At 61.7% G+C, this 20317-nt stretch carries 29 protein-coding genes and 1 pseudogene; 29 read left to right on the top strand and 1 reads right to left on the bottom strand.

Annotated features, from left to right (window positions below; translation table 11 throughout):
* Positions 1–31: 31 nt before the first annotated feature.
* Positions 32–907: pseudogene (locus tag DIE13_RS18265) on the top strand (AAA family ATPase); the annotation flags it as partial.
* A 564-nt stretch (positions 908–1471) separates the two neighbouring features.
* On the opposite strand, the gene DIE13_RS18270 reads toward DIE13_RS18265, so the two are convergent.
* Positions 1472–1903, bottom strand: coding sequence for a DNA-binding protein (locus tag DIE13_RS18270; RefSeq protein WP_124828463.1), 432 nt, complete (start codon positions 1901–1903; stop codon positions 1472–1474).
* Between the two features lie 238 nt (positions 1904–2141).
* On the opposite strand from DIE13_RS18270, the gene DIE13_RS18275 reads away from it, so the two are divergent.
* From DIE13_RS18275 to DIE13_RS18410, 28 genes are all read left to right on the top strand, one after another.
* On the top strand, positions 2142–2438 hold the full coding sequence (locus DIE13_RS18275; RefSeq protein WP_124828464.1) for a helix-turn-helix transcriptional regulator: 297 nt from the start codon (positions 2142–2144) through the stop codon (positions 2436–2438).
* Between the two features lie 59 nt (positions 2439–2497).
* Positions 2498–3025 (top strand): hypothetical protein, encoded by a 528-nt coding sequence (locus tag DIE13_RS18280; RefSeq protein ID WP_124828465.1) that lies wholly within the window; start codon positions 2498–2500, stop codon positions 3023–3025.
* 5 nt (positions 3026–3030) lie between these two features.
* Positions 3031–5193 (top strand): Mu transposase C-terminal domain-containing protein, encoded by a 2163-nt coding sequence (locus DIE13_RS18285; RefSeq protein ID WP_124828580.1) that lies wholly within the window; start codon positions 3031–3033, stop codon positions 5191–5193.
* 17 nt (positions 5194–5210) lie between these two features.
* Positions 5211–5957 (top strand): AAA family ATPase, encoded by a 747-nt coding sequence (locus tag DIE13_RS18290; protein WP_124828466.1) that lies wholly within the window; start codon positions 5211–5213, stop codon positions 5955–5957.
* Between the two features lie 10 nt (positions 5958–5967).
* Positions 5968–6201 carry a hypothetical protein gene (locus tag DIE13_RS18295; RefSeq protein ID WP_124828467.1) on the top strand — a complete coding sequence of 78 codons (234 nt, stop codon included), beginning with the start codon at positions 5968–5970 and terminating at the stop codon, positions 6199–6201.
* Positions 6194–6820, top strand: coding sequence for a helix-turn-helix domain-containing protein (locus DIE13_RS18300; RefSeq protein WP_124828468.1), 627 nt, complete (start codon positions 6194–6196; stop codon positions 6818–6820). The genes DIE13_RS18295 and DIE13_RS18300 overlap by 8 nt, the downstream gene beginning before the upstream one ends.
* A complete protein-coding gene (locus tag DIE13_RS18305) occupies positions 6807–7139 on the top strand; it encodes a LacI family DNA-binding transcriptional regulator (RefSeq protein WP_124828469.1) in 333 nt (110 codons plus the stop codon). Before DIE13_RS18300 ends, DIE13_RS18305 begins: the two co-directional genes overlap by 14 nt.
* Positions 7136–7450 (top strand): hypothetical protein, encoded by a 315-nt coding sequence (locus DIE13_RS18310; protein ID WP_260435056.1) that lies wholly within the window; start codon positions 7136–7138, stop codon positions 7448–7450. Before DIE13_RS18305 ends, DIE13_RS18310 begins: the two co-directional genes overlap by 4 nt.
* A 78-nt stretch (positions 7451–7528) precedes the next feature.
* Positions 7529–7957, top strand: a complete 429-nt coding sequence (locus tag DIE13_RS18315; RefSeq protein ID WP_124828470.1) for a hypothetical protein — start codon at positions 7529–7531, stop codon at positions 7955–7957.
* On the top strand, positions 7954–8571 hold the full coding sequence (locus tag DIE13_RS18320) for a hypothetical protein (RefSeq protein ID WP_124828471.1): 618 nt from the start codon (positions 7954–7956) through the stop codon (positions 8569–8571). Before DIE13_RS18315 ends, DIE13_RS18320 begins: the two co-directional genes overlap by 4 nt.
* Entirely contained in the window at positions 8571–9197 is a 627-nt protein-coding gene (locus DIE13_RS18325; RefSeq protein WP_124828472.1) for a hypothetical protein, read from the top strand. The genes DIE13_RS18320 and DIE13_RS18325 overlap by 1 nt, the downstream gene beginning before the upstream one ends.
* Complete coding sequence (locus DIE13_RS18330) at positions 9190–9807, top strand: DUF3164 family protein (RefSeq protein ID WP_057928398.1); 618 nt, start codon at positions 9190–9192, stop codon at positions 9805–9807. Before DIE13_RS18325 ends, DIE13_RS18330 begins: the two co-directional genes overlap by 8 nt.
* A 9-nt stretch (positions 9808–9816) precedes the next feature.
* Positions 9817–10275 (top strand): hypothetical protein, encoded by a 459-nt coding sequence (locus DIE13_RS18335; RefSeq protein WP_124828473.1) that lies wholly within the window; start codon positions 9817–9819, stop codon positions 10273–10275.
* A gap of 78 nt (positions 10276–10353) precedes the next feature.
* Positions 10354–10752, top strand: coding sequence for a gp16 family protein (locus DIE13_RS18340; RefSeq protein WP_185731208.1), 399 nt, complete (start codon positions 10354–10356; stop codon positions 10750–10752).
* Positions 10749–11183 (top strand): Mor transcription activator family protein, encoded by a 435-nt coding sequence (locus DIE13_RS18345; protein ID WP_124828475.1) that lies wholly within the window; start codon positions 10749–10751, stop codon positions 11181–11183. The genes DIE13_RS18340 and DIE13_RS18345 overlap by 4 nt, the downstream gene beginning before the upstream one ends.
* Before the next feature lie 70 nt (positions 11184–11253).
* Complete coding sequence (locus DIE13_RS18350; protein WP_124828476.1) at positions 11254–11955, top strand: hypothetical protein; 702 nt, start codon at positions 11254–11256, stop codon at positions 11953–11955.
* A 116-nt stretch (positions 11956–12071) separates the two neighbouring features.
* The gene (locus DIE13_RS18355) at positions 12072–12608 is read left to right on the top strand and encodes a glycoside hydrolase family 104 protein (protein WP_124828477.1); all 537 of its coding nucleotides are present in this window, start codon (positions 12072–12074) and stop codon (positions 12606–12608) included.
* A 16-nt stretch (positions 12609–12624) separates the two neighbouring features.
* Positions 12625–12867 (top strand): hypothetical protein, encoded by a 243-nt coding sequence (locus DIE13_RS18360; protein WP_124828478.1) that lies wholly within the window; start codon positions 12625–12627, stop codon positions 12865–12867.
* Positions 12857–13474: a hypothetical protein gene (locus tag DIE13_RS18365; RefSeq protein WP_124828582.1), complete on the top strand. Its 618-nt coding sequence runs from the start codon at positions 12857–12859 to the stop codon at positions 13472–13474. Before DIE13_RS18360 ends, DIE13_RS18365 begins: the two co-directional genes overlap by 11 nt.
* On the top strand, positions 13475–13708 hold the full coding sequence (locus tag DIE13_RS18370) for a TraR/DksA C4-type zinc finger protein (protein ID WP_124828479.1): 234 nt from the start codon (positions 13475–13477) through the stop codon (positions 13706–13708).
* Positions 13699–14001, top strand: a complete 303-nt coding sequence (locus tag DIE13_RS18375) for a hypothetical protein (RefSeq protein WP_175023600.1) — start codon at positions 13699–13701, stop codon at positions 13999–14001. Before DIE13_RS18370 ends, DIE13_RS18375 begins: the two co-directional genes overlap by 10 nt.
* Positions 13998–14204 (top strand): hypothetical protein, encoded by a 207-nt coding sequence (locus DIE13_RS18380; RefSeq protein WP_111311865.1) that lies wholly within the window; start codon positions 13998–14000, stop codon positions 14202–14204. Before DIE13_RS18375 ends, DIE13_RS18380 begins: the two co-directional genes overlap by 4 nt.
* Positions 14205–14209: 5 nt before the next feature.
* Entirely contained in the window at positions 14210–14707 is a 498-nt protein-coding gene (locus tag DIE13_RS18385) for a DUF1804 family protein (RefSeq protein ID WP_124828480.1), read from the top strand.
* Positions 14708–14716: 9 nt separating this feature from the next.
* Positions 14717–14914, top strand: coding sequence for a hypothetical protein (locus DIE13_RS18390; RefSeq protein ID WP_124828481.1), 198 nt, complete (start codon positions 14717–14719; stop codon positions 14912–14914).
* Position 14915: 1 nt separating this feature from the next.
* Entirely contained in the window at positions 14916–16691 is a 1776-nt protein-coding gene (locus DIE13_RS18395; RefSeq protein ID WP_260435057.1) for a hypothetical protein, read from the top strand.
* 8 nt (positions 16692–16699) lie between these two features.
* Positions 16700–18319 (top strand): DUF935 domain-containing protein, encoded by a 1620-nt coding sequence (locus tag DIE13_RS18400; RefSeq protein ID WP_124828482.1) that lies wholly within the window; start codon positions 16700–16702, stop codon positions 18317–18319.
* Positions 18309–19622 carry a phage minor head protein gene (locus DIE13_RS18405; RefSeq protein WP_124828483.1) on the top strand — a complete coding sequence of 438 codons (1314 nt, stop codon included), beginning with the start codon at positions 18309–18311 and terminating at the stop codon, positions 19620–19622. Before DIE13_RS18400 ends, DIE13_RS18405 begins: the two co-directional genes overlap by 11 nt.
* Positions 19623–19630: 8 nt before the next feature.
* Positions 19631–20215 carry a phage virion morphogenesis protein gene (locus DIE13_RS18410; RefSeq protein ID WP_124828484.1) on the top strand — a complete coding sequence of 195 codons (585 nt, stop codon included), beginning with the start codon at positions 19631–19633 and terminating at the stop codon, positions 20213–20215.
* Positions 20216–20317: the final 102 nt, after the last annotated feature.

The following is a 20317-nucleotide window of genomic DNA, read 5'->3' on the forward strand; positions in this document are numbered from 1 at the left end:
CGCATGCCCGTACCGCAACCCTTTCTTTCTCATGACCGCGCTGAAGACGCTCGCCATCGCCAACTACCGCTCGCTGCGCGAGCTGATCGTGCCGCTCGCCGCGCTCACCGTTGTCACGGGGCCGAACGGCAGCGGCAAGTCGAGCGTGTACCGCGCGCTGCGGCTGCTTGCTGACACCGCGCAGGGCCGCGTGATTCCGTCGCTCGCGCGCGAAGGCGGGCTGCCGTCGACGCTGTGGGCCGGCCCCGAGCGCTTTTCGCGCGCGATGCTGAACGGCGACACGCCGGTGACCGGCACGGTGCGCAGCGGGCCCGTGAGCCTCAGGCTCGGTTTTGCCGGCGACGATTTCGGCTATGCGATCGATCTCGGCCTGCCGGTTCCGAGCCGTTCGCAGTTCGCGCTCGATCCTGTCGTGAAGCGCGAATGCATCTGGGGCGGCGCGCTGCTGCGCCCGTCGACGCTGCTGGTCGACCGGCAGGGCGCGCAGATTCGCACGCGCACCGCCTCCGGCGACTGGCACACGGTGCCGCAGCCGGTCGCGAGCTTCGACAGCATGATGACCGAGTTCGCCGATCCGGTCGGCGCGCCGGAGATGATCGCGGTGCGCGAGCGGATCCGTTCGTGGCGCTTCTACGATCATTTCCGGACCGATGCGCAGGCGCCGGCCCGGCAGTCGCACATCGGCACGCACACACCGGTGCTTGCGGACGACGGTGCCGACCTGGCCGCCGCGCTGCAGACGATTCGCGAGATCGGCGATGCCGCGGCGCTCGATGCAGCAATCGACGACGCATTTCCTGGCGCGTCGGTCGACATCGACAATCCGGGCTGTCGCGGCCGCTTCGACATGCTGATGCGCCAGCCCGGGCTGCTGCGGCCGCTGTCGGCGGCCGAGCTGTGGGGGGGTGATCGATTTGACACCGAGGAGAAGCTGAGAAAAATTGGCCTGAAACTCAAGCCAGACGGGCGTTAGCGCCGTTTCGAACGCCGCAAAGCGCCTCTCCAAGTTTTGCAAAAAAACGCGCGAAAATCGGCCGATTTTGCGCAGTTTTTGACCCAATCTCGCCCGCAGACTGCGCGGGCGAGAAAACGGCGGAAAGTCTTCCACCATCCGCGCTTGCTCGCGGCTTAACCGATGTTCGCGTAGCGCCGAATCAGGCGCATCATCTTCGCGAAAAAAAACGGTCGACCTTGCTGGCCCAGGCTCAGCGACCGATTCATCGTTTGCCGCATCGCCGCGCGGACGGCGTTGCAGCCCAACCCTCACATACCCCGCGTCCTCGTCAAGCTGGCGCATCATCAGCTCCAATTCGACCTGCAGCTTGTGGTCGATCAGCGCTGAAATGTCTTCTTTTAAAGCCTTCACAGCGTTACCCCGGAAATGGTCATATGATTTCAACGTAACTTACGGCCGCTAAACATTTTTCTTACGGCGTTGAAACTTTAGCGCAAACCATTTCGGATTGTGTAACTAGCCGACCCTACGCATCAGTTCCCCAAGCGTCTCCTGGTCAACCGTGCCTTCCTCCCGGAAATAGCGGTAAAACAACGTGATAAAGGCGGCCTTTCGGTCGGCCGTAAGAACCAGTCCGTTGCGCTCCGCGAACCGCTCCACGCCCTCTATGATGCTTGCCAGTAGGTCCGCATCGGCCATCCCTTCGGTTTTATGCTGCTCCCGCGCGGAGTTCAGATTTTGGTCGATCTGAGCGCGTGCCTTCGCGCCAGCGGTAGCGCCAAGGTACTTCTCCGGGATCGAAAAGACCCGACGAACTCCGCCTTGCCCCGTCAATTCCTCGAAATACCACCCCTCCCGTTCCGCCCTGGCTCGGATGTTGTCGCGTGATGTCGGCAGCCCTGGCAGCTTCATCGCTGCGATCTCCGACGCGCTATAGAGCTTCTTCAATGCGGTTCACCTCAAATTACTGCACTAACGTCAATGCAGTTTTTGAAGCCTCCATCGGCACGCCAACCTCTTTAATAAACAACAACTTACAGGTTGGGCGCGCGCTCGGCGTCGATCTGGCGTGATTGCATTGCTTGACACGCCAGTTCAATGCAATTAGGCTTCGTTAAAACTGACCTTCGGGATTAACACCCGAACAAAAAACCGGCTGTCACCGGTTTGCGAAAAAGGAGTCTCTATGGAGCAGTCCCCCGCCAAAGGCTGGCACAAAGAGGACATCAAGGCCGCGATTCGCAAGCGCGGCACCACCATGAACGAGCTTGCTCGAGTGCGGAATCTGCCGACCTCGACCGTCCGCAATGCCTTGAGCCGTCCCGTGTATTCCGGGGAGATCGCGATCGCGGAATTCCTCGGGATCGCGGCCTATGAACTCTGGCCCGATCGCTGGACACCCGACGGTCGACGCATTCGACCCCGTTACGCCCACAAGCATATCAGCGAACCCTCAGAGGAATTCGCTAACGGAACTGCATAGCTTTACTGCAGTGATTTTAACGCAATGCAGATACTCCACTTTACAGCCACGGGACCGATATGCCGCGCCGCAGCCGTACCACCAAGACAACCGGGTCAGTAAGCCAACTGGCATTGAACTTCGATGTTTTCGCGATCGAGACGCAGACGGGCGTCGTCGCGGTCAAGGGCGAAAACGCCCTCGATGCGGGGATTCGTCAATCGCTCGTAACTGCATTGGATGCTGCGTTCACGAAGGGAATCTCTCGCGAGCGCGTAGCCGAGGCCATGTCGGAAATTCTGGGCCGCCCTGTGACGAAAGCGAGCATCGATCTGTGGGTCGCGCCGAGCCAGGCCGATCGGCGAATCCCAACGGATGCGTTTCTCGCGCTGATCCAAGCATGTCAGGAATTCTCCCCGCTCGATTGGCTCGCCGCACATTTCGGCCGGAAAGTGCTCACCGCCGATGAAGCGCTGTGCGCCGAACTGGGGGCCATGACCGTCATCGACCGGCACATCAAGGCCAAACAGCGCGCGATCGAAGGTCAGATGGACGAGAAGCTGCTCGGACAAATCATGCGCCGAATCAAGAAGAACGGAAGCGTGTGACCGCCATGCACCAGATCGAGATCAAGTCGCATTACAGCGCTGCGGAACTTGCCAAGATGCAATTGCCGGGTCTTCCGACGAACCGGGACAACGTTCGCCTCACCGCCGAGCGCGAATGCTGGCCATTCGTTGAAAAGCAAGGCCGTGGTGGCATGCGCCGAGAATACAGCCCGCCCGAACGTGTCGTCGCGCATATCAAGGCAGCAGCGGCGCGGGCACTCGTGACCGGTGCAGAGGTTCTGCCCGTCCAAGAAGCGTCCACCGTTATCAGGCAAGTCGATCTGATTGAAACCGACTCGCAACGCCTGCGCGCGGATGCTCGCCAGGGGATTCTGACCTGGCTGGATCGGATCATGGCGCAGTGCCACGTCTCGCGCGAAGCTGCGATGACAACGTTGCTGACGCAGGCCAAGGCCGGCACGCTCGACGATCACCTCGTCATGATGCTGCGCGCCGCACGTGACCAGCGCGGTCGCAAGGGAGATGGCTTCCCGAGCATCCGCACGCTGAAGAGGTATCTCGGCCAGGCGAAGAGCGGCACGCTGGCGCCCAAAGTGCCACAGCCCGACTTCACGGTGCCGGCCTGGGCGAAGGCGTTCCTCGTCCACTATCAGCAGCCGCAGAAGCCGTCTGTCGAACTCGCCTATCGGGAGTTCGAGAACGCCTACCGCATGCGTAATCGCGATTGGGCGTTCCCGACGATCCACCAGGTGCGCCGCTTCCTCGGCAAGATGGGCCGGGTTGCCGTCGAGGCCGGCCGGATGGGTGCCCGTGAGCTGAAGACGATTCGCCCGTTCATTCGACGCTCGTTCGACCAGCTGCTGCCGAACGATGTATGGAGCGCGGACGGTCATACGTTCGACGCCGAGGTACAGCATCCGCTGCACGGCCGGCCGTTCCGTCCCGAGATCACGACGATCGTCGACATCGCCACGCGTCGCGCTGTCGGTTTCTCGATCGGCCTGGCGGAATCGGCGATTGCGGTACTGGATGCGCTGCGTCACGCCTCGACACGTAACGGCGTCCTCGCCATTTTCTACGTCGACCGCGGATCGGGTTATGCCAACGCGATGCTGCAGGCCGAAGGCACCGGCATCACGGGCCAGCTCGGCTTCGAGGTCTCGCATTCGCTTCCCTACAACTCCCAGGCGCGCGGCGTGATCGAACGCCTGCACCAGACCCTGTGGGTCACAGGAGCCAAAACGCTCGCCAGCTATATGGGCGCGCCGATGGATCGCGAAGCGAAGCTGGCGCACTTCAAGGTTACGCGCGGCGCGATCAAGCATGGCGGAGTGATGCCCTTGATGGGATGGGATGCGTTCATGCACTTCTGCAACGACCAGATCGACGCGTACAACGCTCGCCCTCACCGCTCGCTGCCGATGACGAACGATCCGGCGAATGGTCGCCGTCGTCACATGTCGCCAAACGAAGCGTTCGCAGCATTCCAAGCGAAGGGCTGGCAGCCGGTCACACTCGCGGCCGACGAGGCAGACCGCGTGTTCCGCCCGCGTATCGAGCGCACGGTCCAGCGCGGCGAGGTGCGCCTGCTGAACAACCACTACTTCAGCGGCCTGCTCGAAGAATTCCACGGCGAGACGGTCCATGTCGCCTACGACATCCACGACGCGAAGTTCGTGTGGGTCTACGAAGGTGCGACGGGGCGGTTCATCTGCAAGGCCGAGGCCGGCGCGAACACCGCCCACTACATGCCGATGTCGTATGTCGAGCAGGCCCGCGAGAAGCGCGCGGACGCCCGCGCGCAGCGCCTGCAGGTGAAGCTCGACGAAGTCGAAGCCGAGCGCATCGGACAGCCGGCGCTCACGCTCGATACCCCCGAGGTCATCACGATCCCGGGATTCGGAGACATCACGCGCGATGCACTGAATCGCCGCTTCGTCGACGCGGAACCAGTGATCGAGGTGACCGCCACTCCCGTCCGCGTCAGCGAGCCGGCACCGGCCACGGCCGAAATCTTCGAACTACCGGAAACGGCTGAACAGCGGTTTGCCCGGTGGCAAGCCTTACATCAACACATTGATACCGGAGGTGTACCCGATCAGGAAGAACTGCGGTGGTACGGCACGTACCCGCTGACCAAAGAGTTCGCGGCGCAGAAGCGCCGCGCGGAACAGGCTGAAGAGTGGCAGCTCGCCAGCCAGCAGTAATAACAACAGGACCAATCATGACACAACACGAAACCACGCTCAAACCGGTAGCCGGCGGCATCGCCCAGATCACCAACCTGAACCTGTGCGATATCGCCATCGAGCGCGCTATCTCGCGCAGTGCGAATCTGCCCGGTCTGGTGTGCTTCTACGGGCCGTCCGGTTATGGCAAGAGCATGGCCGGGCTGGCCGTGGCGAACGCCCGCCGCGCACGCTATGTACAGGCGAAGTCGGTCTGGACGAAGAAGCATTTCCTCAAGGCGATCCTCTTCGAGATGGGTATCAAGCCGGCCGGCACGATCCCGGAGATGGCTGACCAGGTCGCGGAAGAACTCGCCGCGAGCGGCCGGCCGCTGATCATCGACGAAATGGACCACCTGGTCGACCGCAACGCCGTCGAACTGGTCCGCGATCTGTACGAGTCCAGCCAAGCACCGATCCTGATGATCGGCGAAGAAGCGCTGCCGGCGAAGCTCAAGCGGTATGAGCGCATGCACGGCCGTGTCCTGGCATGGGTGCCGGCGCAGCCTGTCACGATCGATGATGCGCGCCAGCTCACTGACCTCTACTGCCGACACGTGAAGATTGCAGACGATCTGTTGACGCGTCTGGTCGAGCTGTCACACGGCTCGGTGCGCCGCGTCTGCGTCAACCTCGAACGTATCCAGGAGGAGTCGCTGAAGGTCGGCATGAATGAGATGGACCTTGCTCAATGGGGTAAGGGCGAGCTGTACACCGGCGAAGCACCGAAGCGTCGTGCGTGAGGTGAACGACATGCACGAACACAACAACGTCGTCACGCCGCAGATGGCATGCGCGGCCGAGCGTATCCACCTGCTCATCATGATCGTATCCGGTACCGCCGTGGCCATCCTGCTTGTTGGCTGCGTGGTCGCCCACGATTGGCTCGAACTGCTCTCGTGGGCGACGCTTGCTGCCTGGGCGCTGTTCCACGTCGCCGTCCTTGCATTCCTTGCTGGTGCGACGGGAGGGTTTGACCATGTGTAGAAAGCCCGCTCACCTCGAACTGACTGGCGGCAAGGGGCCGCGCCAGCGCATGTGGGAAGCGATTCGAAAACAGCGCGACGACTTCACGCCGCACACCATCGTCCGCGCATCGGATGTCGACAAATCGACCGTTCATACGTACCTGCAGACGCTCGAACTCGGCGGCTTCGTCGAACCCATCGGCGAACGCAAGGCGATCAACGAGCGGAAGCACTATCGGCTCGCCCGAGACGTCGGCGTCGAAGCGCCGCGCCTCGACCGTTACGGCAAGCCGGTGATGCAGTCGCGTGGCAACGAAAACATGTGGCGCACGATGCGTGTGATGGGCGACTTCACTCCGCGTGAGCTGGCGATGCGTGCGTCGACCACCGACGTCTCGATCACCGACTCTACGGCGCAGTCCTATATCAAAAGCCTGTCGTACGCCGGCTATCTGACGATCGTCGATCCGGGGCACCCGTACATCCGTGGCAAGGGCGCGAAACAGGCGCGGTATCGCCTGATCACGGCGAAGTACACCGGTCCGCGCCCGCCGATGATTCAACGCACGAAGTCGGTGTACGACCCGAACCTCGGGAAGATCGTGTGGCAAGAGGAGCCGGACCATGACGCATGCTGATCCGGATTGGCTCGCCATGCTTCGGGAAGCCGTCGCCGCGACGTCGCAGACCGACGTGGCCAAGCTGCTCGATGTCTCACGAACGACCGTTTCGCTTGTCCTGTCGGGCAAATACCCCGGCAAAACCGATCGCGTCGCAGCCCGCGTCTTGAAGACGTTCGGACAGGTGCAGTGCACGCATACCGGGCAGCTGATCTCGCTGACGGTATGCGTGTCCTTCGCCAATCGCCGTGCACCGATCAACAACCCGATGGACCTGAGCCACTGGCGCACGTGCCGCAACTGCCCGCTGCGTCCCGTTAAAGGAGAGTCGAAGTGAACCCGCAATCCCTCGCCAAAGTATCCGCGCACGGCACGGTCAACATTAACCAGATCATGCAGCTCGCCGCGCTGCGCATCGCCTCGACGATCGAGACGCTCACCGAACGCGGCTTCGTCGTGATCGGCATCGAGTTCTCGAACGGCTCGAAGCCCACGATTCAGATTCAGACGTGCGCCGAATGTGCGCGGATGGTTGAGGCCGGCGAAGCGACCTACTACCGAACCGGCATCGAAGGCAACAGCCGCTATCGCACCGGGCAATTCAAGGTCGGTGACGTCCGCGTCCTCTGGACCGAACACGGCCACTAGGAAGAAGCGACTCGATACAACCCGGCAATACATATCACTAGATAAGTAGTCCTTTTTAATTAACGTAAAGGAACCACCATGGCAACGATAAAGCAGATTCTGCAGGCCATCATCGACAACCCCGGATTTTCTGGTGCGCAGCTCGCCGACGCGCTGGATATGGACGCAAAGGACATTCAGCCGCGCATCCAAACGTACATCGCCGGCGGGCGGGTGCGTTGCGAGAAGAAGCCCATGGACGGGTCGTCACCGATCAACCTGTATTACGCGAGTGCCGAGCTGGTGCGCGAGTTCGACGGCACCAATCAAACGGTGACAAAAGCAGCGCGAAAAGCGGCAAGTCTCCCGGCTGCGCCGGAAGGCTTCGTCTGCGGCTTCTCCACGGCCGGCTGCCTGACGATCACGAAGGGCCGGAAAACGGTCGACCTGAACCGTGAGGAAACCGCTCGCCTCCTGGCGTTCGTCGACTGCATCAACATCGAAGCCATCGCAGGGAGCCAGGCATGACGATCAATATCAGCCAAGGCCCAACCCTTGCGAATCCCGACGCGCTCGACAGCGTTGCCGAGCTGCGCCGCGAACTCCATCGGGCGAATTCCGACCTGCTCGCCTACTGGGGGGCGATCGAAGAGCGCGACAAGGTCGGCCGCGAATTCGTCGGGTTGATCAATCGCGTGCTGCTGCAGCACATTGTCGGTGACTTTCGCGGTGTTGCCGCGATCCTCGAGGCGCAGCTCGAAGCCAGCCCGCGCTTGCGTCAGTCGCTTGAGGAAGTTCGGGAGGGTCGGGAGTGCCGGCAGCTCCAGGAGTGGATGGAGACGGTGCGCGGTGAGTTCGGACAGGAGGAAGTGCCGCCATACAACGCGGGCACGAACGATCCGTGGGCCATGAAGACGGTGGAAGAACTGCGCACTGCCGTCGACGTCATGAACCGAGCCGGCATTCAAATCTCGACGCAGCTCGCCTCGCTCGAAGGCGTGATGAAGTCCTTGACGGCTGAGGTGTCCGTGATCGTCGTCAGCCACATCAAGGGCGATCACGATGCCCTGTCGCGCGCCGTCGCGACATTCTGCGAGCGACACGTCGTGGTGAAGAACGGCGACAAGAGCAAGGTGCACTGATGCCGCTTCCGCAAATCTGCTGCCCGAACTGTCGCGCGGTGATGAGCCTCGACGTGGTGTTTGCCGAAGACGCACCGCGCGAGGCGCTCAACGCGATTGTGGACGCGCACCCGGCCGGCGAGTCGTTCATCAAACCGCTGCTGCGGTACATCGGTCTGTTCGCGCCGGCCAAGAGCCAGATGAGCCACACGCGCATCGCGGCCCTGGTCAACGAGCTGGCTCCGATGATCCGTTCCGCTCAGATCGAACGGAACGGCCGCACCTGGGCGTGCCCGATCGATTACTGGCGACAGGGTTTCGAGCAAATGCTGTCGCAGCGCGACCAGGGTCGCTTGAAGCTTCCGCTGAAGAGCCACGGGTATCTGTTGGAGGTGCTCGCCGGCTTTGCAGACAAGGCCGAGTCGCGAGACGAAGCGCACGCCGAGCGCCAACGTCAGGGGCATTCCGGACTCGGCACGCCCGAAGCGCGCGCCTCGCCTCCACCAGACATCACTGACGTTATCGCCACGTCACAACAGACCGGCCCGCGTCAGGTAACGGAAGGTGTCGCACAAAGCCTGTCCGAACTGCGCCGCATCACGAAAGAAATGAACTCATTTTCGCAAGAAGGAAAAATCCATGACTAAACAGCACATCCCGGCCGGCTACGTGCAGGACGCACGCGGCCGCCTCGTACCTGAATCGCTGGTCGCGCCGATCGACCAGCTGCGCGACCAGACAATCACGTCGCTGATCGACGAAGCCAAGCGCCTGCAGTCGGCAATGGCCGACTTCAAGGCGCGTGCATTCGGGGACATCGCAGCATTCGTCGAAACCAGTCATGAACAGTACGGCGTCAAGGTCGGTGGCGCGAAGGGAAACATTTCCCTGATCACGTTCAACGGTCAGTACAAGATCGTGCGCCAGATCGCCGAGCACCTGCAATTCGACGAACGCCTGCAGGCGGCGAAGGAACTGATCGACGAATGCCTGCGCGAATGGACGGAAGGCAGTAACGACAAGGTCAAGGTGCTGATCAACGAAGCGTTCCAGGTCGACAAGGAAGGCAACGTGAACACCGGCCGCATCCTCGCGTTGCGCCGCCTGGCGATCGACGATCCGAAGTGGACGAAGGCAATGCGCGCGATCGTTGACAGCATCCGAGTCACGGGCAGCAAGCCGTATATCCGTCTGTACGAACGCATCGAGGACACCGAGGAGTATCGCGCGATCAGCCTCGACCTCGCCGTGATCTGAGGAGCCGTCATGTCGAAACTGTCGAAAGAGGATCTTCAGCGCATCGACACCGAGCTGTCGTTCCCGTTCGGTTGCGTCGTGCTTCGTTGTGATGGCAACACCATCACGATCCAGGTGCAACGGACGAAACCGCGCCGATACGACCTCATGGTCTACGTGAATGGCTGGTTCAAGGGCGACTATCTGAAGGAAGCTGCGCCCGAGCATCGGTTCTACCGGCCGGCGAAGTTTAGCGCTTACAAGCCGTCCGAGCGCGCCAAGATCGAAAGGCAATTCGGGAAGCGAAACGCGCGGAAGTATTTCCCGAACCTGGACAAGACGTCGACGTACTACATGCCGTCGTGGAACACGCCGAGCACGATGCTTCGCCACTTCGCGCGAGTGTGTCAGTCGGTCACACTCGTCTCCGTGGGTGTGGCCGTCAATACGTCCGTCGCCGTCACCGCACCGGAGGCCACCAATGTCTGACGTGGTCATCATCATGGTCGGCATCGTGTTCCTGGTCTGTCTCTGCCGTCGCGAGCTGCGGCGCTGGTGGAGGTCGTGATGCTAATCGCGAAAACGACGCTGTCGAAGATTCACATCGCGAAGCAGCAACTGGCGATGACCGACGACGAGTACCGCACGGTGCTGCGCAGCGTCGCCGGCGTTAGCTCGGCCAAGGATCTGACGCCGGAGGGCGCGCACAAGCTGCTGAAGCACTTCGAGCGTTGCGGTTTCCAACCGAAGCGCCCGAACGGTCGACGCCCGAACGTCGGCGGCTCACGCGAGCAGCGCCTGAAGAAGATCGAGGCGCTGCTCGCGTCGGCCGGCCGGCCGTGGTCGTATCTCGACGGCATGGTCAGACGCATTTGCAAGGTCGATGCGATCGAGTTCTGCGATGGCGAGATGCTTGGCAAGCTGATCGCCGCGCTGCAGATCGACGCGAAGCGGAGGTCAACATGAAATTTGATGGGGTTGAGCACCTGCTACCTGATGTCGTTAAAACCATCGTAAAGCTGATCGGATTTTCGGCTGCTATGCGTCTCGTCAACCAGCTTGGCGGAACAACCTTCCCGGTCTCAATGCGTCGGTCCCGTCTCGGGGAAATCCGCTACGAGGCACTTGCTGAAATAGTCGGAGACGACGCTGCCAATCGGTTGACCGCGCACTTTGGCGGAGACGTACTGTACATACCCCGCTGCGCCACGGCACTTCGCGAAACCATGTATCGAAACATTCGTGCTGAGTTCGACACGTTGACGCGAGAGCAAACGGCCATTCACGCGGTCACACAGCTCGCGCTTCGGTACAAGATGGCTGATCGACATATCTGGCGCATTCTAAAGCGAGCGGATGCTGGTGCACGATCTGTGCCCCAGGCAGAACTGTTCTAAACGAGGCTGATTCTATGATTGAACGAAGCCCTGCTTTACGCAGGGCTTTTTCATTTCTCGATAGCGAACCATGAAGCATCGCCTGGCCGTGGCACAATTTGGCGGGCCTTCAGCCGTATTCGAATACCAGACCACTAGACCAATCGGGAGAGTCATGCGATTGAAAATGAAGTTGATCCTGCTCGGTATCGCTTGCATCACAGGTGTCTCGACAGCTACTGCCGAAAAGTCGCGCTTCTCCGTCATCGGCGACAATTCAGCAGATATTGCGGCATACGAGAAATTGAAGCCGGAAGCATGGACCGCTCTACAAACTGTACAGACCGCCGTTGCCAGAGGGAACCTAATTGCGGAGCGCTACCGGATAGGCGGGCTGACACCGGAAGTCCCAGAACATAGCCAGCAGGTTGCATCACTTGCTCGCGAAGTCGAGGCAAAATTTGGCAATACTGGAACGGGGCCGTTTTCTCACTGCGCATCAGTTGGTGCCGCAGCGGAAAATATGTGGTTAGCGCAAGTCGAGAAGGCACGTTCCGGTTCGTCACGGTTCCTTGAAAAAAATCGCAAGAGGTATCTCGAATCTCTTTCTGCCTGCAGAAACGACATTGCCAATCCGCCATCGCCTACAATCAGCGTCGTCGGGTCGGGCGAACCAGGAAAGCCTCCAGCGCGCGGATGCTTGTCGGTGATTACGACCGACAAGAGCGGCGACACTACCGAAAGCTGGACATGTCCAAAATCCTCTGAAAAACTGCTATTCGGTCGCCGTTGATGCCACTACGAAGCCCCTCTATTCGAGGGGCTTTCCACTTACTGACATGAGACATCTGAGAGGATTACCGGCGCCCCAATAGAGTCGTCCCATATTGCAACGTATGGGAAAAATAAATGGCACGCATCAGTGCAGAGGTAGTCGGCGGCAAGAACGTCCTCGCTTTCCTCGACATGCTCGCCGCGAGCGAGATCGATAGCTGGACACGTCAGAACAGCGACGACGGCTATAACGTACTGGTCGGCTCGCACGGGCCGATCCAGAAGAAGAACAGCGCGGGTGTCCGTTACACCGTGCCGGCCAGGCTGCTGACGTTCAGTTCGTACACCACTCATCCCAACGTCTACAACGCAGAGACGAACTCCACCGCTGCCGGTCGCTACCAGTTGCTGTCGCGCTACTACGCGCCGTATGCAAAGCAGCTCAACCTGCGCGACTTCAGCCCGACGTCGCAAGACCTCATCGCAATTCAGCAGATTCGTGAACGCCGTGCGCTTCCGCTGATCGCATCCGGGCAGATCGCAGCTGCGATCAAAGCGTGTTCGAACATCTGGGCGTCGCTGCCCGGTAACGACTACGGCCAGCATCAAAACGACATCGCAATGCTCGTCGCCGCATACAAGGCTGCGGGTGGTACGGTCGCGATCGCCTAACCAAAGGGGCGACTCGATGCACATCTGCGACCTCATCACCGGCCACGACGGCAAGCTGTCGCACGCGAAGCTTTGGCCGAACATCGCGTCGGCCGTCGCGACCGGCATGTTCATCTACCAGGGCGTTCGAAATCAGCTCACGTTCGATACCTGGCTCATCTATCTCGGCTGCGTCGGCGGCTACTCCGCAGTCATCCAGGCGATCGGTGCGTGGCGCGGTCGCGCGCCAAAGGAGGCATCTGGTGGAAATGATCAGTAAGTACGCGAAGGTCGTCGCGGCTATCGCCGCAGCAGCGTTGATCGCGTTCGCGTTCGCTGCAACGTATCAGCACGGCTATGGCGTCGCCGAAGCGAAAGGCAACCAGGCGCTATCCGACTACAAGGCGCGGCAGGCGAGCGATTCCGCAGTGGCCGCGAGCCAGGCGTTTGGCAAGTATGCCGACAACGTCCTGCGCGGCCAGCACGCCGAGGTTCAATTCCTCGCCGACCAGGGCACGACCACGACCCAGATCGGCACCCTCAAGGAGCATATCGATGCTGTTGCGCAACCTCATGTATCGACCGTGCCGCGTGCTGCGGCCGCTGCGTCTGCCGTCACTGTTTATCAGTGTGTGTTCACTCGGGGCTTTGTCCGCCTGTGGAACGCAGCAGCCGGCATCCCCGATTCCGCTGACGGTGCCCTGCAGGCAAGCACCGATTCCGGCGGCATTGCTGGAATTACCGGCCCCGATGCCGCCATTGACTCCGGGGTATCACAGCAGGACGTCCTCGACTGGTTCACCGACTACGCTGCCCGCAGCCGCAACACCGAATCGAAACTGAAAGGCGTGAAGGCAGCCGTTCCCGACGACGAGGACAAGCAATAGATGGACGACTTTGACCACGCGAGCGACATCGAAGAGCAGTATCGCGCGCTCGCGATCGCAGCCGCAACGCGGCCAGCACGAAGCACCGCGGAATCCGAGCCTTTCTGCCAGAACGAGGCATGCGGCGAGCCAATTCCTGAGGAGCGCCGCCGCGCGGTACCGGGATGTCGCTTCTGCATCGAATGCCAGGAGCGCCGCGAGCAGGTGCTGAACCGGAGGTATCCATGCAAGTGACGCTCGACCCGGCAGCGATTTTGATCGGCGTGTTCACGTTGCTGCTCGGCGTGGTCCAACTGTTCGGCATGTCATGGATTCGCAGCGTGCAGGAAAAGCTGAAGGCGAATGAAACCCGTGACAGCGAGTTCCAGAAAGCGATCGCGGCGGTACGCGAAATGATGGCCCGCGACTACGTGCCACGTTCGGAGCATCGCGAGGTGCGTGACGAATTCCGAGACGGTCTGCGCGGTATCGACCAGAAGCTGACCGACATCAACAACAAGCTGGACAAGAAACAGGACAAGCAATGAGCGACGTCAATACGGGCGACAGCCCCGAAATGCAGATGCTGCGGAAGATCGACGCCGGGGTCGACGAACTGAAAGACCAGATGGCCAAGGTCGAAAAGCGCGCGATCAAGTACGGCGCAGCAGCCGGCGCGGGTGCTGGTGCCGTGGCTGGTGGCATCGTCGCGATGGGTATCTCGTTCGCACGCGCGAAGCTCGGTCTGTAACGCGCATGGCCTACTCGAAGGAAGTTCGCGACAAGGTCCGTCGAGCATTCGTGTTCGACCGGCTGTCGCTAGAAGTCGCCGCCATGAAGAGCGGCGTCAACTATTCCACCGCGCGGCGGTGGAAGGATGACGCACGTGTGGCCGGCGACGACTGGGAGAAGGCGCAGGCGGCGCAGCTGCTCGCCGGCGGTGGTATCGAGGGCGCAGCGCGCCAGATGCTTGCCGGGATGGTTACGCAATACCAGGCGACGATGGACGAGCTGGACAGCGCCGAGATGAAGCCGGCCGACAAGGTCGCGATGCTGGCCAGCCTCGCCGACGCGTACAACAAGACGATCAACGCGTCGAAGCGCGTGCTGCCCGAGACGAACGAGCTGGCGATCGCGATGGGTGTCGTGCAGCGCCTGGCGACGTTCATCAAGGATCGCTATCCGGAGCACGTCGGTGCGTTCGCCGACGTCCTCGGCCCGTTCGGAGACGAGCTGGCCACGGCCTACGGTTGAGGTAACGACATGCTTTTTAAACTGACCCGCGATAACGCGGTGAATCCTGCTCACGTCGTTAGCGCCCGTATCGAACATCGTGAACGTGATACGCGCCTCGTTGTTGAGGTGGTCACTGGCAGCGTGATCTACGTGACGCATAACCTGTTCGACGGTATCGACGCGTACAAGCTCCACCAAGCACTGATCGACGCGAAGGCGGACTGACATGGTCCAGAAGTTCACGGAGAAGGATTTCCACAAGGAAATCGCCGAGCTGCAGGCCGAACTGCGGCGCGACATCGAGGCCCATGCAACGGGCCTCGATCCGTCACCGGCCGCACGCCTGGAGCGCCGTCGACGCGTGCTCGTCGACGGCGATTACCAGTTCTTCGCGTACACATACTTCCCGCACCACATTCGCGGCACGCCTTCGCTGTTCCAGGCGCACTTCTGCAGTCGGTTCCCGAAGCTACTGCGCCAGGCTGGCGGCTCCCGTGAATGGTGGGTCGCGCCACGGGGCGAGGCGAAGTCGTCCATGTGCACGAAGATCGGCCCGGTGTACATCGTCGTGCAGGGGCTACTGCAGCGCGAGGAAATCCGGAGCGAAGTCGGCTGGACCGGTGAAGTGCCGTCATTCCTCGACTACATCATTCTGCTCGGTGCCGAAACGTCTCTGCCGACCAAGCTGCTCGAAGTCGTTAAAACGGAGCTGACCGCTAACGCATCGCTCCAGCTCGACTTCCCGGAAGTGTGCGGCAAGACTGCGAAGTGGAAGGTCGGCGAGTTCATCACGAAGAACGGCGTCAAGGTCGAGCCGTTCGGTGCCGAGCAGGCGATTCGCGGTACGTTCCACGGCGCGAGCCGTCCGAAGGTACTGATGGGCGATGACCTGATCACCGACGCCGAAGCAAAGAGTCCGACCGAGCGCCAAAATCGTTGGACGTGGCTGGAAAAGGCGATCGATTACCTCGGCCCGCCTGACGGTAGCGTGAAATACATCGGCGTCGGCACGGTGCTGGACAAGGATGATCCGATCTCGCGCGCGAAGCGCACGATCGGCCATATCGTCCACCACTTCCGCGCGATCGCGCACATGCCGACGAACATGAATCTGTGGGAACAGTGCGAAGCACTGATGCTGAACGACGACAAGCCGGCGATCGAATCCGCTGCCGCACGTGGTGAGTCGATCGCCGACACCGATCTGCCGTCGTACAGGTTCTACGTCGCCAACCAGGCAGCGATGGACGCTGGTGCTGTGACGTCGTGGCCGTCCGTCCGCACGCTGTTCTACCTGATGCGCCAGCGCGCGAAATCGCCGCGCGCATTCGCGACCGAGATGCAGGGCGACCCACGCACCGAGGATGACAAGGTGTTCGGGCACATCACGTTTTGGGTGCAGCGGCTGCAGTCCTGGCTGATGTTCGGCGCATGCGACCCGTCTATGGGCCGTAACGAGAAGTCCGATCCGTCCGCGATCCTGGTCGGCGGCCTGGACGTGCCGAGTCGCAAGCTCCATGTTGTCTATGCGGAGATCAAGCGGCGCGTGCCGTCGAAGCTGGAATCGGATCTCATCAAGGTACAGCGCGAATACAAATGCCTTGCGTTCGGCTTCGAGAACAACAACGCGTACGAATGGGCGCGCCAGGATCTGATCAAGGCCGCGCTCCGCGCCGGTGAGCCGCTGCCGCTCGTCGGCGTGACCGCCACCGTCGCGCCCGAGCTGCGTATCGATTCGCTGGAACCGTATGTGACCGATCGCGTTGCACCGTCGATTCTGTTTAACAGCGGATTGACGACGCTGCTCGCCGAGCTGGACGAATGGCCGGAGCCGCAGGGCGATCACCACTTCGACGGTTTAACCGCGCTGCACATCCTCTGGATGATCGCGCAGTCTCGCGCGCACTTCGCGACCGGCGGATACATCGCCGTACCGAAGCGCGGCGGTAATTCGAAAGACGGAGCGTCACTTGGTGGACGCTTCGGACAAGGGGCATGGTAGAGGGAAACATGGCAAAGATCGTCGACATCAACGGCAACCCGATCGACAGTCAGGTATTGGCCGAACCGCAAACGTCGAAGCTCGGCTGGCTGACGCAGAGCTTCGAGATGCACCCGGCGCGCGGGCTGACGCCGGAGCGCCTGCATAAGCTGCTCGATGCAGCCGAGCGTGGCCAGATCATCCAACAGTCCGACCTGTTCGCCGACATGGAGGAGAAGGACGGACACATTTTCGCGGAGATGAGCAAGCGCAAGCGCGTGATCCTGACGCTCGACTATGACGTCAAGCCGCCGCGTAACGCGACTGCCGCCGAGAAGGCGCTGACCGAAGAGGTTCGCGAATGGATTAGCGACATGCCCGACTTCGAGGACATGATGCTTGATTGCCTCGACGCAATCGGTCACGGCTTCGCGGCGCTGGAAATCGAGTGGCAGCAGCTCGGCAAGCTCTGGTATCCGAAGGCGTTCAATCATCGACCGCAACGGTGGTTCATGAACCCGATCTCCGATCGCAACCAGATCCGGCTTCGTGGCGCGGACGTCGATGGTCTGCCGCTCTGGCCGGCCGGCTGGATCATGCATCGCCACAAGGCGAAGTCAGGCTACGTTGCGCGCGGCGGTTTGCATCGTGTCCTGGTATGGCCGTACCTGTTCAAGAATTACAGCGTGCGTGATCTGGCCGAGTTCCTGGAGATCTACGGTCTGCCTCTGCGCGTCGGCAAATACCCGGCCGGCGTGGGTGATGATGAGAAGGATGCACTGCTGGCAGCCATTGCCGGCATCGGCCACAACGCGGCCGGCATCATCCCTGAAGCGATGAAGATCGAGTTCCAGCAGGCTGCTGACGGAACGCACGTTCCGCATATGTCGATGGTCGAATGGTGCGAGCGCACGGAATCGAAGGTCATCCTGGGCGGGACGCTGACCAGCCAGGCGGACGGCAAGTCGTCGACGCATGCGCTCGGCAACGTCCACAACGAAGTGCGCCACGACCTGATGACGTCGGACGCGCGGCAACTGGCTAGCACGATCACGCGCGATCTGATCTATACCATGGTCATCCTCAACCGCGGCCAGATCGATCGGCTGCGCTGCCCGCAGTTCACGTTCGAGACGCGTGAGCCGGCCGATCTGGAGATGTTCTCGCGAGCCATCCCGCCCCTGGTCGGCATGGGACTGAAGATCAAGCGATCGTGGGCGCAGGAGAAATTGTCGATTCCGGAGCCGGAGGATGACGACGAGCTGCTGTCGATCCCTCAACCGGACATGGTCGTACCGCCTGCGCTGCGTCCGATCAAAGATGGACTCCCGCTCACCGGTGTCAAAACGGCCGCGAATTCGCGCATCCGTTACGTCGCCGTAATGACAAACGAACGTGGCGAGGTCATCTATCCGGATCAGCATGCGCTCGACCAGGCTGCCGCCACATTGCCGGCCGATCCGATCGACACGGCGATGCAGAAGCTGCTCGCGCCCGTGATCCTTGCGATTCGGAATGGTCAATCTCCAGACGACGCGATCGAGCTGCTGCTCGCGGCCGAGCCGGACATGGATGAAACCGAGATCGCGGAGCTGCTCGCGCGTGCGATGTTCGTCGCCGACGTCTGGGGGCGTGTGAATGGCGGTTGACCTCGCCTATGCGATCGGCCTGCCTCCGGAGAAGGCGATCGCTTACTTCGAGTCGAAGGGCTACAAGATCGGGTTCCGGTGGCAGGACGTTGCGGCCGAGACGCATGCGCGAGCGTTCACGGTCGCGGGCGTGATGAAGGTCGACGTGCTCCAGGACATCCGCCAGGCGCTCGCGACGTCGCTGGAAAAAGGAACGACGCTTGCCGAGTTCAAACGGCAGCTCACGCCGATCCTAGAACGCAAAGGCTGGCTCGGCAAAGGCATGATCGTCGACCAGGCCACTGGCGAGATCGAGGGCAAGCGTCTGACGCCCCGTCGACTGGATACTATATTCCAGACCAACATGCAGTCGGCCTATATGGCTGGCCGGTATGCATCCCAGCTCGAGGCGGTGGACACCCACCCCTATTGGGAGTACGTCGCGGTCCTGGACAGTCGCACGCGGCCCGCGCACCGCGCGCTCTCGGGCGCGATCTACCGTTACGACGATCCGTTCTGGCAGACGTTCTATCCACCCAATGGGTATCGATGCCGCTGTCGTGTGCGCACCCGCACGCGTGCGTATGTCGAGCAGAACGGTATCCCGGTACGCGACAGCAAGGGGAACATCGTCGAGGTCGAGATCGTCGACCGGTCCGGAGCGAAACAGCCCGCGCTCGCGTACAAAGACCCGGCAACCGGACGAAAGCTGCTGCCCGATCCGGGCTTCGGCTCGAACCCTGGTGCGGAATGGGCGAAGCCGTTCACGCCCCCACCAATGACTACCTTGCCGCAGACACTGCCGGCCGGCGCGGAGCTGCCGCCGCTGCCGCCAACCACGCGCGTACGCCCCGACGCTGTCCTGCCGGCCGGTCTGCCGCCGGAGCAATACGCCCAGGTGTTCATGCGCGAGTTCGGCGCGACGCTCGGCAAGCCGGCCACCTATCGCGACGTCACGGGCGAGCTGCTCCAGGTCAACGAATGGATGTTCCAGGACGGGGCCGGCCGCTGGGCGGCCAACCTCGCCGATCGTGGTCGCGATGCCGCACTTTTGGCACAGGCGGTCAGGGAGCCGGATGAGGTTTGGCTCGGTTGGGCGCAGATCGACGGTGCATGGTCGCTGCGCCGCCGTTACATCCAGACGCTGCAGAACGAAGCCGGTGACTGGGGCGTGACGGTTTTCGACCATGGCCAGGACGGCTGGACGGGTAGCGTGACGTTCCCGGCCGACGTCGGCGCGTCGGACGACGACCGCCGCGCTTATCTCGACACGGTACGCGGGACGTTCCTGCGTTATCGCCGACACAAGGGAGAGAGCCAATGACGAGCGGCATGATCGAAGTCGAAATCGACGAATCCCGGTTCGATGCCGCGATGACGCGAGTTCGTGCGCTGATGAACGATGCGTCGCCGATCACCGGCCTGATCGCCCAGTCGATGTGGGAGGCGGTCGAGGACAACTTCGCGCAACAGGGACGGCCGAAATGGCTGGGTCTGGCGCCATCGACGCAGAAGAACCGGCGCTTCGACGCCGCGTCGGACAAGATACTGACCCGACGCGGCCGTCTATCGAGCAGCATCGTGCGGTCGAACGACGCGACATCGGCCCGCGTCGGCACCAATGTTGTATACGCGGCGATCCACCAGTTCGGCGGCACGATCCAGCGTCATCCCATGTCCGGTTACGTTCGGCTGCGCAAGGATCGAAATGGCGCACTGCTTCGGCAGGCCGACCATCCACACCTGGCGGTGTTCGCGAAAAAGGATCACAAACAGGTCAAAATCGTTAAATGGACGCGCACCCAGGGCTGGACGATCAAGATTCCGGCGCGTCCGTTCCTTGCCCTGACCGAGTCCGACAACGTCGAGATCGAACTGGACGTGTCCGCCTACCTTCGGCGTCTTTTCCACGAATGACCTGTCGCGCGATTTGAGCCGATTCTGTCGCTCAGGCACCCGATATGCCGGGATGGGGGTAAGAGGCCCGTTAAACCCCCGTTAAAATCGATCCAAATGGCA

The sequence above is a fragment of the Burkholderia sp. Bp9016 genome, assembly GCF_003857765.1.
GTDB lineage: Bacteria > Pseudomonadota > Gammaproteobacteria > Burkholderiales > Burkholderiaceae > Burkholderia.